This window comes from Kitasatospora sp. MAP5-34 (genome assembly GCF_029894335.1).
GTDB lineage: Bacteria > Actinomycetota > Actinomycetes > Streptomycetales > Streptomycetaceae > Kitasatospora.
The window spans coordinates 404,455-421,253 of record NZ_JARXZC010000001.1 but is presented as its reverse complement, the minus strand read 5'-3'; the positions used below and the strand labels follow the sequence as shown (position 1 = coordinate 421,253).

Genomic DNA, 16,799 nt, shown 5'->3' with positions numbered 1-16,799 from the left:
CCGCATCGACACCGCAAAGATCAAGACCGAGGAGAACCTCGACGGCAAGTACCTGCTGCGATGCTCCGACCCGCACCTGTCGGCGGAGGACATCGCGCTCGGTTACAAGCAACTCCTCGAAGTCGAGCGGGGCTGGCGGGACATGAAGCAGATCATCGACCTGCGGCCCGTCTACCACCGGCTCGAAGAGCGCATACGCGCGCACGTCGTCCTCTGCTGGCTCGCCCTGCTGCTGATCCGCATCATCGAGACCACCACCGACGAGACCTGGCTGACCGTCCGCCGCGAGCTCGACCGGCTCCACCTCGGCACATTCACCGGCCCCACCGGCCTGTTCCGACAGGTCACCACCCCCAGCAAGCCCCAGACCGACCTCCTGGCCAAGCTCGACATCCCCGCACCGAAGCAGATCATCGCCCTCGAACCCACACCCCGCTGACCAGCACGAACACCAGCGCCTAGAGAAACGACTCTCAGGCGCCCTCACCCATGTCCGCCCAGGTCAGACCCCAAATTCGTGACTCTAGGCCGCTGAATTACGCGGAACGCAGGCATGAGCTGGCGACCTGCGACTTCTCGCCCGTCTGATGCAATTCCCGAGGGTTCGCGTAGTGCATCACCATGGTCGGAGAGAGGTGCCCGAAGTAGCGCTGGACGACGTGGATCGGGACGCCGGCGTTGAGCAGGCTGGTGGCCCGGGTGTGCCGGAAGCGGCGGGTGCGGTTGAAGTCGACCAGGCGACCGGCGCTGTCGCGAATATCGAGTCGACGAGCGAGCTTGGACAGGGTCTGCTGGACGCGCTCGGAGGGGTAGGGCTTGTCGGCGTGGCGGTTCATCTTGTGCGCCAGGAACAGGTACTTCGGCGTCACTCCCGCCGCCCACCGAGGTCTGAGGTGGGTATCAGCCCACCTGACCAGCATCTGCACCGGGAAGTACCGGGCCGGGCGCGGCTACGGCCGCCTCGAGGCGCGGGTGATCGAGGCTTGGATGACCGTCACCCTGGCCGACGGCACCCGGCGCACTGAGTTGTGCTGGCTGATGACCAGCCTCTTGGATACCGAGCGTCACCCCGCCCACGAGTTGATCGAGCTCTACCACCGAAGGTGGCAGGTGGAGCGCAGCTTCGGCTGAATCATGATGCACCGCCGACTCGCCCGCGACTACGAGACCAAACCCGAGCGCTCCGAGAGCATGATCCGCCTCGCGATGATCTCCAACCTCGCCAAGCGAGCAACGGACGAAATCACTATAACCTGGCACAATCCATGAACTATCCCGCATTCGAGCAGGACGTCCTCTCACTACCTCGGATGTTGCGCTGACCGATTGAGTTCACCGGCCGGATTTCGATAGCTGTCGACAGTCCCGGTCCTGGTGATCGATCAGCCGACCCACGGGCCGGACTGACCGGGAACAGCGGGGCCGTTGCGGTCATCAACCCGCCAGGCTAGATCCTGCGGAGCTACCCGACGGGGTGCCGACCCGGGCGGGCTACCGGGTCGGGGTGAGCTAGCTCCTACTGGAGCTTCCACTGCTGGTTCGAGGCGTTGTTGCAGGTCCAGACGCCGAGGGCCTTGGCGTCCTCGTCGTAGGTCAGGCAGTCCTGGTCGGTGATCCGGATCTGGTACTGGCCGCCGCCCTCGCTGACGAGCTGCCACTTCTGCTCGTCGGCGCCGGTCCACGACTTGGCTTCGGCGAAGTAGGTCTTGGTGTTCTCGGTCAGCGCGAGGCCGGACACGGCACTGGTGATCTCGTAGCGGCCGTTGCCCACCGAGGTGAACTGCCAACCGGAATTCTTCGGGCCGCTGGTGCCGGCAAGGATCGAGGGACCCGAGGCGGACCCGGTGACCACCGGACCCCGGCCGGTCTTCACTTTGGGGTAGAGCAGACCAGCGATGACACCGCCACCACCGCCGCCACCCTGGTGCGCGGGGGTGCCGGGGGTGGGGGTACCGCCCACACTGACGCCCGGGACCGTGCCGGGGTTCGCGGGGGTGCCGGGGGTGGGGTTGCCACCCACGCTGACGCCCGGGACCGTGCCGGGGTTCGCGGGGATGCCGGGGGTGGAGTTACCACCCACGCTGACACCCGGGACCGTGCCCGGGTCCGCGGGGGTGCTGGGGGTCGCGGGGGTGCCGGTGTTGGGGGCGCCCACGCTGGCCGCCGGTGTCGTGGCGGGGAAGTGGATGATCCGCTGGTGGTCGTAACAGGTGATCCGCAGGCACGGCCGGCTGTTGGTCACGGTCCGGTCGGAGTCGTTGCCGACGAAGGCCCAGTTCCCGTAGCCGCCGTCACCGTTGTTGGTGAAGGTCGAGTCACCCGAGAAGACCCAGATGCGGAAGTCGTCGTAACCGGTCGGGCCGCCCTCCGAGTCCTGGTGCTGCAGCTGGACGGTGGTGTCGACCAGCACCCCGTTCATGTCCGCCACGTAGGGGTTGTGGAACACGGGACCCTTGCTGTAGAGGTCGGTGCCGTCGTACTTGAACACCATCACGTTGTAACCGGGTGCCGCAGCACTCAGCTGGCCGGCCATCCCCTGGGTGAACGCGGCGTTGTCGGCCTGCGCGGTGAGGGCCGCGCTGCGGAAGCCTCCGATCATGGCACCGATCGAGTTGATCAGGGCCGAGTCGCAGTTGCCACCGCCCACGCTGTCCTGTCCTGAGCAGTCGTATGCCGACGCCTGCTGCGGCACGGCCATCAGGCCGGTCACGGCCAGGGCCGACAGAATGGTGCCGGCGGCGACGCGTTGGGTGAGCGTGTTCGTCCGGTGGGAGGAAGCGCGCATGCTGAAGTGCCCCGATCATTCTGCGTGGTGACGTTCGTCTGCGGAGGAGAGACGACTCCTCAGATGCTAGGGCCGCTCACAGGAATCACCCAGGTTCCTTGACGGCTCCCTGACGGAGCATCCGGAGGATCTACTTCCGGTCTGGGCTCGGCGGCCCGCGGGCTCTCGCCGACAGCTCGCACCTTGACGGGTCGTCAGGGTCACTTTCCTCCTGACGCCCCTGCCGTTGGGCGGGCCGCGCTGACGCGAGCGCCGGCGGCCCGCCCCTCAGGTCCGGCTCAGCGGGCCGTCAGCTGCTGGTGGAGGCCCCAGAGATCGAGTTGGGCCCACTGCCCGGTGACTCTGCCCTCTCGCACGTTCACGATGCGGATGGCATGGAAGGAGACCTTGCGACCGGTCGCCGGGACGCCGAGGAACTCCCCCACGTGTGTGGCCTCGATACGGAAGCGGATCGTGACGGCGTCCCGCCCCTCGACGACCTCCTCCTCGTGCATCTCAAGCCCCTCCCAGGGCTTGATCATGTTCTTCTCGTAGTGGGTGAGGGCGACCTGGAAGTCCGTGAGCCAGCCGGTCAGGCCGAGGCACTTCTCGTTCCACCGCTCGGCGTCGATCAGCCGGGTCGCGCCTTGGATGTCGCCCGCGAGCAGGCAGTCGTTCCAGGCGCGGTAAGTCTCAAGTGGCGTCGCGTTCATCGGATTCCTCCAGGCAGGAAGGCGGCGGTCTGCCGCCATATCTTTCCGTTGTTCAGTACCATCGTTCCTATCGATTCTTTTGCCTGGCCATCGATATCGATGGCCGACCGATAGAAAATCGTGTCGCCGCATTCGGCGTACTGTGCGAGTTCCACCAGTTTCGGCCGCCGTGCGAGATATGCCGAGAACGCCGCACGAATCCCGGCGGTCCCGACGTAGATCTCGTCGAATCGGACGAGTACCGCATCCGAGGTGTAGTTCGCCATGAGCGCGCCGATGTCGCCGCTCCCCAGGGCTGCGAGCTGCCGTTCGAACACGGCTCGGGTGGGGGACATATCCGGCTCCGTCATAAAAGCTCCTCTCGGGTTGTCGGAGTAAGGGACGAGGGAATACGAACCACCAGCCAGGTGGCGCCCGGGGCCGAGCGGGCGGTGATCGATCCGTGGTGCCGCTGGGTGACGATGCGGTAGGACAGGTGCAACCCGAGGCCCGTCCCCTTGCCGACGTCCTTGGTGGTGTAGAAGGGCTCGAAGATCCTGCTGAGCGAGTCGCCCGGAATTCCGCATCCGGTGTCGCCGATCTCGACGGTCAGGCAGGTTCCGTGGAGACGGGTGCGCAGGGTGAGCGTCCCTTTCCCGTCCATGGCGTCGACCGCGTTGTCGATCAGGTTGGTCCACACCTGGTTGAGTTCGGTGGGATGTCCGACCGCGTCGGGGAGGTCCGGCGCGTAGTCGCGGACGATCCGGACCCCGGTGAGCTTGGGCCGCAGCATGGCGAGAGTGGCTTCGATGCCGTCCGCGACCCGGAACCTGCCTTCGGGGGTGCCGCCGAGGTTGGCGTAGTCCCGGGTCGCGGCCACCAGTGCCGAGATGCGCGGACCCGCCGCCTGCAGCTCGCCCGTCAGCGCGCGGGCCTCCAGGAGAGCGGCCAGCTGGTCGAGGGCCGCCGCGAGGACGTCCGGGCGCAACCGGGAGACCCGCCCGGCGAGCCAGTCCCGGCCGAGCCCCCGCTCGGCCAAGGCGAGGGAGAGTGCGGTGTGCATCGGCGCACCCCACTGCTCGGCCCAGTCGCAGAGCTCGTCCTCCAGGTCCGCGAGGGCGACGGGATCGGCCTCGGGGGTGAGCGGCGCCCGCGTGATCTCCTCGACGAGGTCGCCAAGGGCAGCAGCTTCCGGTGCGTCGGCCGTGCCGCCCCAGCGCTGCGCCGTGGCGGCGAGCCGGTCGATCACCGGGCCGAGGTCCTGGGCTGCGCGGGCCACGGCCGCGGCCGGGTTGTTGAGCTCGTGGGCCAGGCCGGCCGCGAGCGTCCCCAGGGCCATCACCGTGGCCCTGCCCCTGGCCTGGACCTCCGAGGAGGTGATCCGCCAGGCGAGGACCGGCAGCAGCACCCGGGCGACGCTCGGGCAGCGCACCAGCATGTCGAGGAAGACCTCATTGGGGTAACCGAGGACGACCGTGCGACCAACCGCGGCGACGGTGGCCAGGTAACTGCCACCGGTCAGCAGCGGCAGCTCCCCGGTGAAGCGGTGTGCCGCCGACGGTTTGTCGTCGTGTTCGCCTCCGGTGCCAGGGGCGGCCCGGTGCCGGGTGAGCAGCTCCTCACGGCCGTCCACCACCTTGGTGACGGCCAGCTCTCCGTCGAGCAACACATAGAAGTGGGTCGCGGTCTCTCCGTCGCGGAAGAGGATCTCCCCGTCGCCGAGCGCCCTCGGCGCCGTCACCGAGATGAGCCAGCTCAGCTGGCCCTCGCTCAGCTCCGCGAAGAGTTCGATCTCCCGAAGCCGATCGGCGTCGGGCACCCCCGTCCCGGTCATCGCGATCCGATCAGTGCCCGCCGCTGCGGCGGGAGCGGGCGGGCTCGCCGCGGGAGCCTGGCCAGGACGGCGATCGCGTGCGCTATCGAGACGAGGGTGGCGTGGTGGTGCCAGCCCCGGAAGGACCGTCCGGCGAAGTCGCGGATGCCTACGCCGTCACAGACGTCCTGCAGGTCCCGGGAGACCCTCCGGGACAGTTTGGCGATCCGGAACAGCGCCGACGACGAGAGGTGGCCGATGTTGGAGAGCCAGAACTCGGCGGGCCGGGGGTTGGTGGAATCCGTCCAGGCGCCCACCAGGAAGAGCGGCGGCATCGCGACCGGCCGTCCGACGCGCTCGGCGCTCACCGGCAGCCCGACCCGGACACCGACCACTCTGGCCACCCGGCGCCGGGCATGCCGGGTGTCCCGCCACTCGACAGCTCCAGCCAGCTCCTTCACTCCGTCGACCAGCTGGTTCGCGGGTAGCCACCGCCCGTCCCCGGCCGGCAGCCGTGGGTCTGCGGGGGCCACCGGCAGGGAGCCGTCGACGCGGAGCACGAAGGGAATCCGGCGCGGGGTGAACGCCCGGAGGACTTCGTCGAGGTCGCTCTCGGCGACCGCCATGACGACGGGGCGGGGCGTCAGCCGCCATCCCTCGGTCATCGAGACGACCGAGTCGATGGCACACTGCAGCGGCGTCTGCGATCTGACGTGGTCCGGGATCGCGGCTCGTCTTCGCTGTTCCGCGCCCGCCAGCCAGGTGGCCGGCAGCGCCAACTGCCAGTCCACCGGGCAGCTCGCGTCCTCCGACGCGAGCCAGACGCCGGCGCTCTGCTGGCAGTTGGCGACCTTGCCGAGATCCGCCACGAACTGGCGCTCGACACCGACCGAGTGCTTGCCGGCCTTGGGCACGGCGAGCGGCTCGACGATCCACGCGAGCGGCTGGAGCTCGCGGTCGAGCACCCGGGCCAGGGACTGGCGTACCGGCTTCCACTCCCACGGAGACGTGGTGATGAACTGCTGGAGGCTCTGCATCGCGGTGGCGTCGGCGGCCTCGGCGATGCCCTTCATCGTCTTGCGCCCCTTCGCGAGGAGCAGCCCGCGGATGTACAGCTCTCCCCAGCGCCGCTGATCACTGCGCGGCACCGAGGCGAGCACCTGCCCGCACAGCCGGTCCATCTGATCCTGAGAAAGGTACTGCGGATCGAAGCCTTCGATTCCGGCGTCCACATTCATCCCTCCTCGCAGCAAAGCGCGAATACCCTGACCGATGGCGCTGTTCACCATTCCAGGCAGGCAGAAAGCGGGAACTCCCGTTCTGTGAACGGATTTCCCGGAAACAAGCAGCACTGCTACGCTCGCCGGAAATTAGACCAGACGAACGAGCTCCGGTCAGGCCTTCGGCCAGCGATTTAGCGCGTTCCATATGCGCCGCACAGCAGACCGGCCATTGCAGTGAAACGTGTGACAGCAGGAGATTGTTAGCACAGCGTACGGACCATTTCATCTCCACCATGCACCCGGAAAGGCTTCACAGCGCAATGCACCTGTCGCCCGCCGAAGCGGCTGCGGCCGCCATCCTGCTACACCTCGCGGTCGTCCTCGTCGCGGCAGCACTCGGGCGGCCGTCTGGCCGCACTGATACGTCAGCCGCCGGTGGTCGGAGAGATCGCCGTGGGCATCCTGCTGGGCCCGAGCGTCCTGGGTGAGCTGTCGCGGGGGCTGGAGGAGCGGCTCTTCCCGACTGCGGTCATGCCGGATCTCCGGCTGCTGGCGCGGGTGGCTCTGGTTCTCTTCCTGGTCGGGGTCGGCCACGAGCTGGGACGGCGTTCCGTGCGGCCCGGAGGCCGCGCTGTCGCGGGTGTGGTCGTCGGTGCCTTCGGGCTCCCGATGGCCCTGGGGGTCACAGCCGGCGTGGTGCTCCACGGCATGGTCGAACCCGGGTGTGCCGCACTGCCGTTCGCCCTCTACACGGGGGTGGCACTCTCCATCACCGCTCTTCCCGTGTTGGCGGGCATTCTCGCCGACCGTGGCCTCAGCACGTCGACGGCGGGCGCGGTCGCCTTGACCGCAGCCACGGTGATGGATGCCCTGGGTTGGGCGGTCCTAACCCTGTCGCTGGTACTCGCCCGGCACAGCGACGGCGCTGGGCTCGCCGACCTGGCGGCGGAGGTCGGCGGATACCTCGCGGCGGCATGGCTGGTCCGTCGGCTGCTGCGTCGCCCTTCATGCCGCCGTCGGCTCAGCGGCGGAGCCGGCCCAGCACTGACCGCCGCGCTGGCCTTCACTTCGGCCGGGATCGCCGTACGGCTGGGTCTGCACGCCGAGTTCGGCGCCCTGCTGGCCGGCGCCGTCCTGCCCCGGCCGACGGCGGACCCGGACGCCGCCGGGCCGAGCTCCGTCACATCGCTGGCAGGCACAGGGCGACTCCTCCTTCCGGTCTTCTTCGTGGTCTCGGGTATCGCCATCGACCTGCGCAGCCTCTCCGGCGGCGGCCTCCGGTTCCTCGCCGTCCTACTGCCGCTCGCCGTGGGCGGCAAGGTCCTCGGCGGGTATCTGGGCGCGCGGGTGGGCGGTCTGCGACCGCACGACTCGCTCACCGTGGGGATACTGATGAACACCCGCGGGCTCACCGAACTGATCGTGCTGTCGATCGGCCTGACGGCCGGGCTGCTGGACCAGGAGCTGTACACGGCCTTGGTCCTGATGGCCCTGGTCACCACCGTGATGACCGGGCCGCTGATCTCCAGGCGGGCCGGCTGACCGTCTCTCAACCGCGGGAGAGCACCGACTCCTCCAGGTCGAGTTCGTGCATCACCCGCCGGAGCACCTCGTCGTGAAGCCGGCCCTCCCGGCACAGCCGTACGAAGACGCCGCGCTCGATGGCGAGCATCTCCCGGCGCAGCCGCCGGTACGCGGCGGTCGGTGGCTCCGCCTCCGCCGGTACGCCGGCCGCCCGCAGCCGCTCCCAGGCGGTGGAGCAGCGGTGGTCGGCCAGCTCCCGGAGTCTGTCCAGCACATGGCCAGGCGGCGCCTCCTGTCCGCTGGTGACCAGCTCCTCCATCCGGGCCCAGGCGGCGCGGGCGGCGGTCTCCTGCGCCACCGCCTCCGCCAGGTCGTCCTGGTGCGCCTGCCCCTCGTCGCGCAGACCGAGGCGGCGGACCACGGCCGGGAAGCCGACGCCCTGGACCAGCAGGGTGCCGAGGACTGCGGCGAAGGCCAGGAAGAGCACGAGGTCGCGCCGGGGCATCGTCGCCGGGACGGCGAAGGCGGCGGCGAGCGAGACCACTCCCCGGGTGCCGGCCCAGCAGATCGCGGCGGGGAAGCGCCAGGGCGGCGCCGGGTCGCGGTTGCGGAGCCGCGCCGACAGCCTGCGGGGCAGGTAGGTCGCCGGGTAGACCCAGGCGATCCGCGCCAGCAGCAGAGTGGCGAGGACTACGGCGGCGTACCAGCCCAGGGCCAGCGGATCGGTGGTGCGCAGCGCCTGCAGCACCGGGCGCAGCTGAAGGCCGATCAGGGCGAAGGACACCGCCTCCAGCAGATGGCTGGAGAGCCTCAGGGTGGCCTTCTCCTGCAACCGGGCCTCGTGCGACGCCCCGGTGGAGTGGTGGCCGAGATAGAGCCCGGCGGCGAGCACCGCCATCACGCCCGAGGTGTGGAGGGCCTCGGCGATCGCGTAGGCCCCGAACGGCACGAGCAGCGACACCGCGTTCTCGGCAACGGCATCGGCCAGCCAGCAGCGGAGCCGCCGGACCGGCGGCGCGAGCAGCAGACCGACCGCCACCCCGCCCAGCGAGCCGAACAGGAACTCGCCCGTGCCCTGGAGGATGGTGGTGGTGCCGCCCAGTGCCACCGCGACGGCCATCCGGAAGACCGTCATGCCGGTGGCGTCGTTGACGATGCTCTCCGCCACCAGGATGGTGACGATCCGGCGCGGCAGCCCCAGCCGGCGGGCGATGGCGACTGCGGCGACCGAGTCGGTGGGGGCGAGGATCGCGCCGAGGACGAAGGCCACGGCCCACGGCATCCCGGGGATGACCGTGTGGGCCACCAGTCCGACGACCAGCGTGGTGAACAGGACGAGACCGACGGAGAGCAGGCCGATCGGGCGGGCGTTGGCCCGTAGGTTCAGGTAGGAGCTCTCCACGGCGTCGGCGTACACCAGCGGCGGGACGAAGACCAGGAGGGCGAGCTCCGGGTCCAGGTGGTAGTCCGGCACACCGGGGACGAACGAGACCAGCAGTCCGGCCACGACCAGGGCGATCGGCGCCGGGATGTCGATCCGACGGGCGACGACGGATACCAGGGTCGCGCCGACGACCAGCAGGAGAACCTCAAGCATCGCGGTCCCCCGGCCGTAGCCAGACCGCCCCGAGCGGGGGCAGCGTGAGCGCGGCACTGGCCGGGAAGCCCTGCCAGGCACGTGGCTCGGCCCGTACACCGCCGAGATTGCCAACGCCGCTGCCGCCGTAGCAGGCGGCGTCCGTGTTGAGCACCTCGCGCCAGGCGCCCGCACGCGGGAAGGCGAGCCGGAACGGCCGACGGACCGTCGGCGAGAAGTTGAAGGCGCACACCAGTGGTTCGCCGGCGGCGTCGTGGCGGACGAAGGAGAGGACGTTCTCGGCCGCCGCGTCGGCGTCGATCCAGCGGAAGCCGTCGGGCGCGCTGTCGCGCTGCCAGAGGGCCGTGGTGTCGCGGTAGAGCCGGTTGAGGTCACGGACCAGCTCCCGGACCCCACGATGGTCCCCGGCCTCCTCCAGTACGGACCAGTCGAGCGAGCCGTCGTGCCACCATTCGGACGACTGGGCGAACTCCTGTCCCATGAAGAGGAGTTGCTTTCCGGGATGGGCCCACATGAAGGCCAGGTACGCGCGCAGGTTCGCGAACCGCTGCCACCGGTCGCCGGGCATCTTCCCGAGCAGCGAGCCCTTGCCGTGCACGACCTCGTCGTGGCTGATCGGCAGCAGGTAGTTCTCCGCGTGGGCGTACATCATCGGGAAGGTCATGTTGGTGTGGTGGTACTGCCGGTGCACCGGGTCCTCGCGCAGGTAGGCCAGGGTGTCGTGCATCCAGCCCATGTTCCACTTCAGTCCGAAGCCCAGGCCCCCGTTGTCCGTGGGACGGGTGACGCCGTCCCAGGCGGTGGACTCCTCCGCGATGGTGACCACGCCGGGGCAGCGGCGGTAGACGGTCGCGTTCAGCTCCTGGAGGAAGGCGACGGCGTCCAGGTTCTCCCGTCCGCCATGGGCGTTGGGCAGCCACTGACCGTGCTCGCGGGAGTAGTCCAGGTAGAGCATGGACGCGACCGCGTCCACCCGCAGACCGTCGACGTGGAACTCCTCGCACCAGTAGAGCGCGTTGGCGACCAGGAAGTTGCGCACTTCTGGGCGGCTGTAGTCGAAGACCAGCGTCCCCCAGTCCGGGTGCTCGCCCCGGCGTGGGTCGGGGTGCTCGTAGAGCGGAGTGCCGTCGAAGCGGACCAGTGCCCAGTCGTCCTTGGGGAAGTGGGCGGGCACCCAGTCGACGATCACGCCGAGGCCGGCCCGGTGCAGGGCGTCCACCAGGAACCGGAAGTCGTCCGGAGTGCCGAGCCGGGCGGTCGGGGCGTAGTACGAGGTGACCTGGTAGCCCCAGGAGCCGCCGAAGGGGTGCTCGGCGACCGGCAGCAGCTCGACGTGGGTGAAGCCCAGCTCCCGGACGTAGGCGGGCAGTTCGTCGGCCAGCTGACGGTACGTCAGTCCGGCTCGCCACGAGCCGAGGTGTACCTCGTAGACGCTCATCGGCGCCTCGTACGCCGCGACCGTGCCGCGACCGTCCATCCAGGCCTCGTCGGTCCAACGGTACCGGGAGGAGTGGATGCGCGACGCCGTCCCGGGCGGGCACTCGGCGGCGAAAGCGAACGGGTCCGCCTTCTGCCGCCACTGGCCGTCCGGGCCGAGGATCTCGTACTTGTACAGGTCGCCCTCGCCCGCCCCCGCGACGAAGAGCTCCCACAGGCCGGAGCGCGCCCGCATCTCGTACGTCCGGCCGTCCCAGTCGTTGAACTCGCCGACCACCCGGACCTCTTGGGCGCCCGGCGCCCACACGGCGAAGGACGTGCCGTCGGCACGGGGGTGGGCCCCCATCACCTTCCAGAGCTGCTCGTGCCGCCCCTCGCCGATCAGATGAAGGTCGAGCTCCCCGAGCATCGGGCTGAGAACGGTCACTGCGAATTCCTCGTCGACGGGCGGATGGTGAAGATGTGGGCGACCTGGTCCGCGTGCGGGTCGAGCCGTACGTAGTTCTCGTTCCCCCAGCGGTATGAGCTGCCGCTCAGCTCGTCGCGGACGTCGAAGGTCGCGTCGGGGGCCAGCCCGAGTGCGGGCAGGTCCAGGGAGACGATGCCCTCCTGGGCTTGGTGCGGGTCGAGGTTGAGCACCACCAGCACCACGTCATCGGCGAGTTGCTTGGAGAAGGTGACGACCGACTCGTTGTCGCAGGAGTGGAAGCGCAGGTTGCGCAGGTGGTGCAGGGCGGGGTGCTCCTCGCGTATCCGGTTGAGCGTGGTGATCAGCGGGCTCAGCGTCGGAGCCGTCCAGTCGCGGGTCCGGTACTGGTACTTCTCGGAGTCCGCGTACTCCTCGGCACCCGGCCGGGTGGCCGTCGCCTCGCACAGCTCGTAGCCCGCGTAGACGCCCCAGGAGGGGCCGGCCATCGCGGCCAGCACCGCGCGGACCGCGAAGGCCGCCCACCCGCCCTGCTGGAGGTAGCCCGGCAGGATGTCCGGGGTGTTGACGAAGAGGTTGGGCCGCAGGTACGCCGCCGACTCCTCGCCGTCGAGGCCGGCCAGCTCGCCGAGGTACGACTCGACCTCCTCCCGGGTGTTGCGCCAGGTGAAGTAGCTGTACGACTGGTGGAACCCGATCCGGGCCAGGGCGTGCAGCATCGCCGGGCGGGTGAAGGCCTCGGCAAGGAAGAGCACGTCCGGGTCGGTGGCGTGGACGTCGGCGAGCAGCCGTGCCCAGAACGCGAGCGGTTTGGTGTGCGGGTTGTCCACCCGGAAGATCCGTACGCCCTGGGCCATCCAGTGCTGGAGCACCCCCAGGCAGGCCGCGTGGATGCCGTCGGGGTCGGCGTCGAAGTCGATCGGGTAGATGTCCTGGTACTTCTTGGGCGGGTTCTCGGCATGGGCGATGCTGCCGTCGGCCCGGTGCCGGAACCACTCGGGGTGCTCGCGCACCCAGGGGTGGTCCGGTGAGCACTGCAGCGCGAAGTCGAGCGCGACCTCCAGCCCGAGACCGCGTGCGGTGCGCACGAAGTGGCGGAAGTCCTCCTCGGTCCCCAGGTCCGGGTGCACCACGTCGTGGCCACCGGCCGGTGAGCCGATCGCCCAGGGGGACCCGGGGTCGTCCGGACCGGCGGTCAAGGTGTTCCCCGGACCCTTGCGGTGGCTGGTGCCGATCGGGTGGATGGGCGGCAGGTACACCACGTGGAAGCCCATGGCGGCAATGGCCGGGAGCCGCCACTCCGCCGTGCGGAAGGTGCCCGAGCGGGGCGGCCGCCTGCCGGTGGAGTCGAGGACGGCGCCCTCGGAGCGGGGGAAGAACTCGTACCAGGAACCGTAGAGCGCGCGTTCGCGGTCCACTCGGATCGGCCACTCCGGGCCGATGGTGAGGAGTTCGCGCAGCGGAGCAGTCTCCGGCAGCTCGGCCTCGACGGAGAGCACGGCGGCGAGCCGCTGCTCCGCCGGGCGGGTGCTGTCCCGGACGCTGGCCGCAGCCCAGGCGAGGAGGGTCTGCGCGGAGGTGCCGACCGCGAGCAGGCCGAGAGCCGCCCGGGCCAGCAGCACGGCCCCCTCCTCCAGGGTCAGTTCGACGTCGATGCCGGCCGGGATCTTCACCCCAGCCGCACGCCGCCAGGTGGCCAGCGGGTCGCTCCAGGCCTCCACCCGGAAGGTCCACTCCCCCAGCTGGTCGAGCGTCACCTCGGCCGTGTAGAGGTCGGTACCACGTACCTCTTCGGTCATCCGGATGCCGGGCCGCTCCCGCCCGCCCGGGCCGGTCAGCACCACTTGCGCGCCGAGTTCCTCGTGGCCCTCACGGAAGACCGTCGCGGAGACCGTGAAGGGCTCCCCCGGCACCGCCCGCGCGGGCCTGCGGCCCTGGTCGACCACCGGCTGTACGTCGGTGATCGGGATACGCCCGACGGGAGAAGGGAGTTGGTGCGGGCGGAGCTCCTTGGCGAGCGTGATCGACTCGGTCGTCATCGGACTGAGGACCTTCCCTTCACTGACACATAGACCTCGTGGACCTGCGCAGCGACCGCCGCCCAGGAGAAGTGCTCCGCCGCCCGGCGGCGCCCGGCCCGTCCCATCCGGCGGGCCCGTTCCGGGTCCGCCAGCAGCTCGTTGATCCGCAGCGCGAAGTCCTCGGCGAAGACCTCGTCCTCGTTCCCGAGCGGGACCAGCAGTCCCGTCTCCCCGTCGGCGACCACCTCCGGGATGCCACCCACGGCGGTCGCGACCACCGGGGTCTCGCAGGCCATGGCCTCCAGGTTCACGATGCCCATCGGCTCGTACACCGAGGGGCAGGCGAACACATCAGCCCGGGAGAGAAGTTGGCGCACCGCCGAGCGGCTCAGCGGTTCCTGTACGTGCACCAGGTCGGCGCCGCGTTCCCGGGCCTCCCGGGCCAGCGCGGCGAACTCCTCCGCGATCTCCGGGGTGTCCGGGGCGCTCACGCACATCACCAGCTGGGTGCCGGACGCCAAGTGCGGCGCGGCGTGCAGCAGCTGGAGCAGGCCCTTCTGCCGGGTGAGGCGGGCCACGCAGGCGACGGTGGGGCGGTCGGTGCGGATGCCCAGCCGGGTCAGCTCGGCGGTGTCGGCCACGGGGGCGAACTCGCCGGTGTCGATGCCGTTGTGGATCACCACGACCCGGCCGGGGTCGAGTTCCGGGTAGCAGCGCAGCACGTCGTCCCGCATCGCGCCGGAGACCGCGATCACCCGGTCGGCACCGAGCACGGCCGTCCGCTCGCAGAACGAGGAGAGCGCGTAGCCGCCACCGAGCTGCTCCGCCTTCCAGGGGCGCAGCGGTTCCAGACTGTGCGCGGTGACCACGTGCGGAATCCCGTACAGCAGCTTGGCGAGGTGGCCGGCGAAGTTGGTGTACCAGGTGTGGCTGTGCACCAGGTCCGCTCCGTCGGCGGCCGCGGCCATGGCCAGGTCGACTCCCATCGCCTGGAGCGCGCCGTTGGCTCCGGCCAACTCGACGGGCGCGCGATGGCCCGTGGCGTCCGGGCGAGGCCCGTCGAAGCATTGAACTCTCAGGTCGACCAACTTTCGTAGCTGAGATTCCAGTTGGTGGACGTGGACGCCCGCACCGCCGTAGACGTGCGGCGGGTACTCGCGGCTCAGCAGATCGACGCGCATCACGCCGCCCTCCCGTCCGCGGGCTGCTCGCCCAGCCAGTGCAGCAGGTCTTTCAGGCCGGACAGACTGGCGCCGGCCGGTATGCACGCCTCACTTCTGATGTCGAGCCGGGGGAACACGCTCACCCCGGACAGATGCGTTCCCGCCCGGACCCGCACCTCGTCGCCCAGTGCGCAGAACTCCTCCAGCACGACGGGCCGTTCGAGGGTGGAGCGGATGTCGACCATCGCGCCGAGGAAGGCGTTGGAGATCCGGGCGCCAGGACCGACGATGCTGTGGTCTCCGCACGCGACACCCCGCAGCGAGCTGCCCTCGCCGAGGTCCACGCCGTCCCCGATGTCGGACTCGGCCAGCATCACCCCGGGGCCGACCTCCACATCCCGGCCGATCCGGACGTTCGGTCCGAGCCGCACGGTACCGTCGGCCACCTTCTCCGCCAGCGTGCGGCCGGTGATCTCGTCCTTGAGATACAGGCTGCTCTCGTGAATCCGGGCGCCTGCGAGCGGACCGACCGGCGGGTCGATCCGGCCGCTGAGCATCGGGTACTCGTCGCGCAGCACCTCGCGCAGCGTGGTCAGGTAGTCCCGGGGGCTGCCCAGGTCGCCGAACTTGGCGATGGGGTACGAGGAGACCTGGTGGCCGTGGCCGACCAGGTACGGCAGTAGATCGCCGCCCCAGTCCAGGCTGCGGCCGGCCAGCATGGCCAGGGCCGGCTCGCGGGCGATCATCCGCAGCCGGTCGCAGTCGACCAGGTACATCCCGGCGTTGGTCTCGACCTGGCTCCCGCCGTTCAGCTCAAGGGTCTTCAGGTCCGGCTTCTCCAGAAAACCCGTCACCCCGCCGTCCGGCCCCCGCAGCACCACCCCGTACTTGCCCGCCGCCTCCGCCGCCGGGCGGAGCACGGAGGCGACCGTGACGACGGAATCGCTCGCCCGGTGGGCGCGGACCATGCTCGCGAGGTCGAAGTCGAAGACCGAGTCGGAGGGGAAGACCAACGCCAGGCCACCGAGGTCCCAGTACTCCAGACAGCGCAAGGTGGCCTCTCCCGAGCCGGTGTTGCTGCGGTCGAAGCGGGTCCGGGAGTACCGGACCGAGACGCCGAGCTGTTCACCGTGCTCCAGGATGGCCTTCGTCTGGGCCCGGTTCTCGCTGCCGTTGGCGGCCACGAAGAACCGGTCGACCCCTTGGCTCTGCAGGATCTCGACCGCCCACTCGATCAGGCTGCGGCCGGCCAGGCACATCGCGGCCTTGCTGCGCAGATAGTCCGAGGAGTTCAGGGTCAGCGGCCGGGCCCGCACCCCCTGGCCTCCGACCAGGGCGATTGCGGACAGGCTCTCCATCGTTGCCGTCACCTCCGGCGAATCAGAGAAGGAATGATCTTGCGGAAACGTTCCATGAGCGGGTGCTCGGGGTGCGCGTCGGCGAACAGCCGGGCACCGGCGACCATGGCCAGCTCGGGTGTGTAGGGCAGTACCGCCTCGACCGTTGATCCGTAGGCCCGTTCGGCTCGCTCCCGGGAGGCCTCATCGGGCACGCCCGGGGGCACCATGTTGACCACCAGGGCGCGACGCGGGCAGCTGAGCTGGTTGGCGAACTCGATGGTCTCGCCGGCACCGGTGAGGTCCAGCCGGCACGACCTGGTCACCACGACCAGGGTATCGGCGCTGGCCACGGCGGTCACCGTCTCGTTGTTGATGCCCGCGTGCGTGTCCAGTAGGAGAATGTCGAGGCGCAGCGCGTCGATGAGGCGGTCGAAGCCCTCGCGGAGCAGCCCGACGTCGTACCCCTGGGCGATGATCTCGTGGATACCGGAGGCCTCGGCCCGGGCCGGCACCAGGAACAGGTCCCCGCCGCCGGGGGCCGTGGGCATCGCGACCGCGGCGTCCTCGACCTCGCACCGGCCGATCAGGTAGTCGGCGAGGGTGTGCCCAGGAGCCTGGGCGTCGCCGAACAGCACATGTGCCGCCGGTGACTGGATGTCGGTGTCCACCAGCGCCACCCGGTGCCCCTCGTCGGCCATCAGCCGGGCGAGGTTGGCCGCGATGGTGGATCTCCCCGTACCCCCTCGATGCGAGTGCATTGCGATGATCTGTGCCATCTGTTCCTGTCCGATCGTCCTG

Annotated in this window: 13 protein-coding genes and 2 pseudogenes; 3 read left to right on the top strand and 12 right to left on the bottom strand. The window is 70.0% G+C overall.

What is annotated here, in order from left to right; genetic code table 11:
- Positions 1–439 (top strand): annotated as a pseudogene (locus P3T29_RS01980) (transposase); the annotation flags it as partial.
- A 97-nt stretch (positions 440–536) separates the two neighbouring features.
- Here the strand turns inward: P3T29_RS01980 and P3T29_RS01975 are convergent.
- Positions 537–920 carry a tyrosine-type recombinase/integrase gene (locus P3T29_RS01975; RefSeq protein WP_280714437.1) on the bottom strand — a complete coding sequence of 128 codons (384 nt, stop codon included), beginning with the start codon at positions 918–920 and terminating at the stop codon, positions 537–539.
- On the opposite strand from P3T29_RS01975, the pseudogene P3T29_RS01970 reads away from it, so the two are divergent.
- Positions 817–1,269: pseudogene (locus P3T29_RS01970) on the top strand (transposase). The gene P3T29_RS01975 and the pseudogene P3T29_RS01970 overlap by 104 nt on opposite strands.
- 247 nt (positions 1,270–1,516) lie before the next feature.
- Here the strand turns inward: P3T29_RS01970 and P3T29_RS01965 are convergent.
- From P3T29_RS01965 to P3T29_RS01945, 5 genes are all read right to left on the bottom strand, one after another.
- Positions 1,517–2,785 (bottom strand): RICIN domain-containing protein, encoded by a 1,269-nt coding sequence (locus tag P3T29_RS01965; RefSeq protein ID WP_280714436.1) that lies wholly within the window; start codon positions 2,783–2,785, stop codon positions 1,517–1,519.
- Between the two features lie 278 nt (positions 2,786–3,063).
- Positions 3,064–3,477 (bottom strand): ester cyclase, encoded by a 414-nt coding sequence (locus tag P3T29_RS01960; protein ID WP_280714435.1) that lies wholly within the window; start codon positions 3,475–3,477, stop codon positions 3,064–3,066.
- Entirely contained in the window at positions 3,474–3,827 is a 354-nt protein-coding gene (locus tag P3T29_RS01955; protein ID WP_280714434.1) for a nuclear transport factor 2 family protein, read from the bottom strand. The genes P3T29_RS01960 and P3T29_RS01955 overlap by 4 nt, the downstream gene beginning before the upstream one ends.
- Complete coding sequence (locus P3T29_RS01950) at positions 3,824–5,275, bottom strand: ATP-binding protein (RefSeq protein ID WP_280714433.1); 1,452 nt, start codon at positions 5,273–5,275, stop codon at positions 3,824–3,826. The genes P3T29_RS01955 and P3T29_RS01950 overlap by 4 nt, the downstream gene beginning before the upstream one ends.
- An 11-nt stretch (positions 5,276–5,286) precedes the next feature.
- Positions 5,287–6,501 (bottom strand): transposase, encoded by a 1,215-nt coding sequence (locus P3T29_RS01945; RefSeq protein WP_280714432.1) that lies wholly within the window; start codon positions 6,499–6,501, stop codon positions 5,287–5,289.
- Between the two features lie 270 nt (positions 6,502–6,771).
- Here P3T29_RS01945 and P3T29_RS01940 point away from each other — a divergent pair, with 270 nt between their 5' ends.
- Entirely contained in the window at positions 6,772–8,034 is a 1,263-nt protein-coding gene (locus P3T29_RS01940) for a cation:proton antiporter (protein ID WP_348532785.1), read from the top strand.
- A 7-nt stretch (positions 8,035–8,041) separates the two neighbouring features.
- On the opposite strand, the gene P3T29_RS01935 is transcribed toward P3T29_RS01940, so the two are convergent.
- Genes P3T29_RS01935 through P3T29_RS01910 form a run of 6 tightly spaced genes read right to left on the bottom strand, consistent with a single transcriptional unit; the run spans position 8,042 to position 16,777 of the window.
- Positions 8,042–9,613 (bottom strand): Na+/H+ antiporter, encoded by a 1,572-nt coding sequence (locus P3T29_RS01935; RefSeq protein WP_280714431.1) that lies wholly within the window; start codon positions 9,611–9,613, stop codon positions 8,042–8,044.
- Entirely contained in the window at positions 9,606–11,477 is a 1,872-nt protein-coding gene (glgB, locus tag P3T29_RS01930; protein ID WP_280714430.1) for a 1,4-alpha-glucan branching protein GlgB, read from the bottom strand. The genes P3T29_RS01935 and glgB overlap by 8 nt, the downstream gene beginning before the upstream one ends.
- The gene (locus tag P3T29_RS01925) at positions 11,474–13,516 is read right to left on the bottom strand and encodes an alpha-1,4-glucan--maltose-1-phosphate maltosyltransferase (protein WP_280714429.1); all 2,043 of its coding nucleotides are present in this window, start codon (positions 13,514–13,516) and stop codon (positions 11,474–11,476) included. Before P3T29_RS01925 ends, glgB begins: the two co-directional genes overlap by 4 nt.
- Positions 13,513–14,679, bottom strand: coding sequence for a glycogen synthase (gene glgA / locus P3T29_RS01920; RefSeq protein WP_280714453.1), 1,167 nt, complete (start codon positions 14,677–14,679; stop codon positions 13,513–13,515). Before glgA ends, P3T29_RS01925 begins: the two co-directional genes overlap by 4 nt.
- Complete coding sequence (locus tag P3T29_RS01915; protein ID WP_280714428.1) at positions 14,679–16,019, bottom strand: NDP-sugar synthase; 1,341 nt, start codon at positions 16,017–16,019, stop codon at positions 14,679–14,681. Before P3T29_RS01915 ends, glgA begins: the two co-directional genes overlap by 1 nt.
- Positions 16,020–16,027: 8 nt before the next feature.
- On the bottom strand, positions 16,028–16,777 hold the full coding sequence (locus P3T29_RS01910; RefSeq protein ID WP_280714427.1) for a MinD/ParA family protein: 750 nt from the start codon (positions 16,775–16,777) through the stop codon (positions 16,028–16,030).
- Between the last annotated feature and the right edge of the window lie 22 nt (positions 16,778–16,799).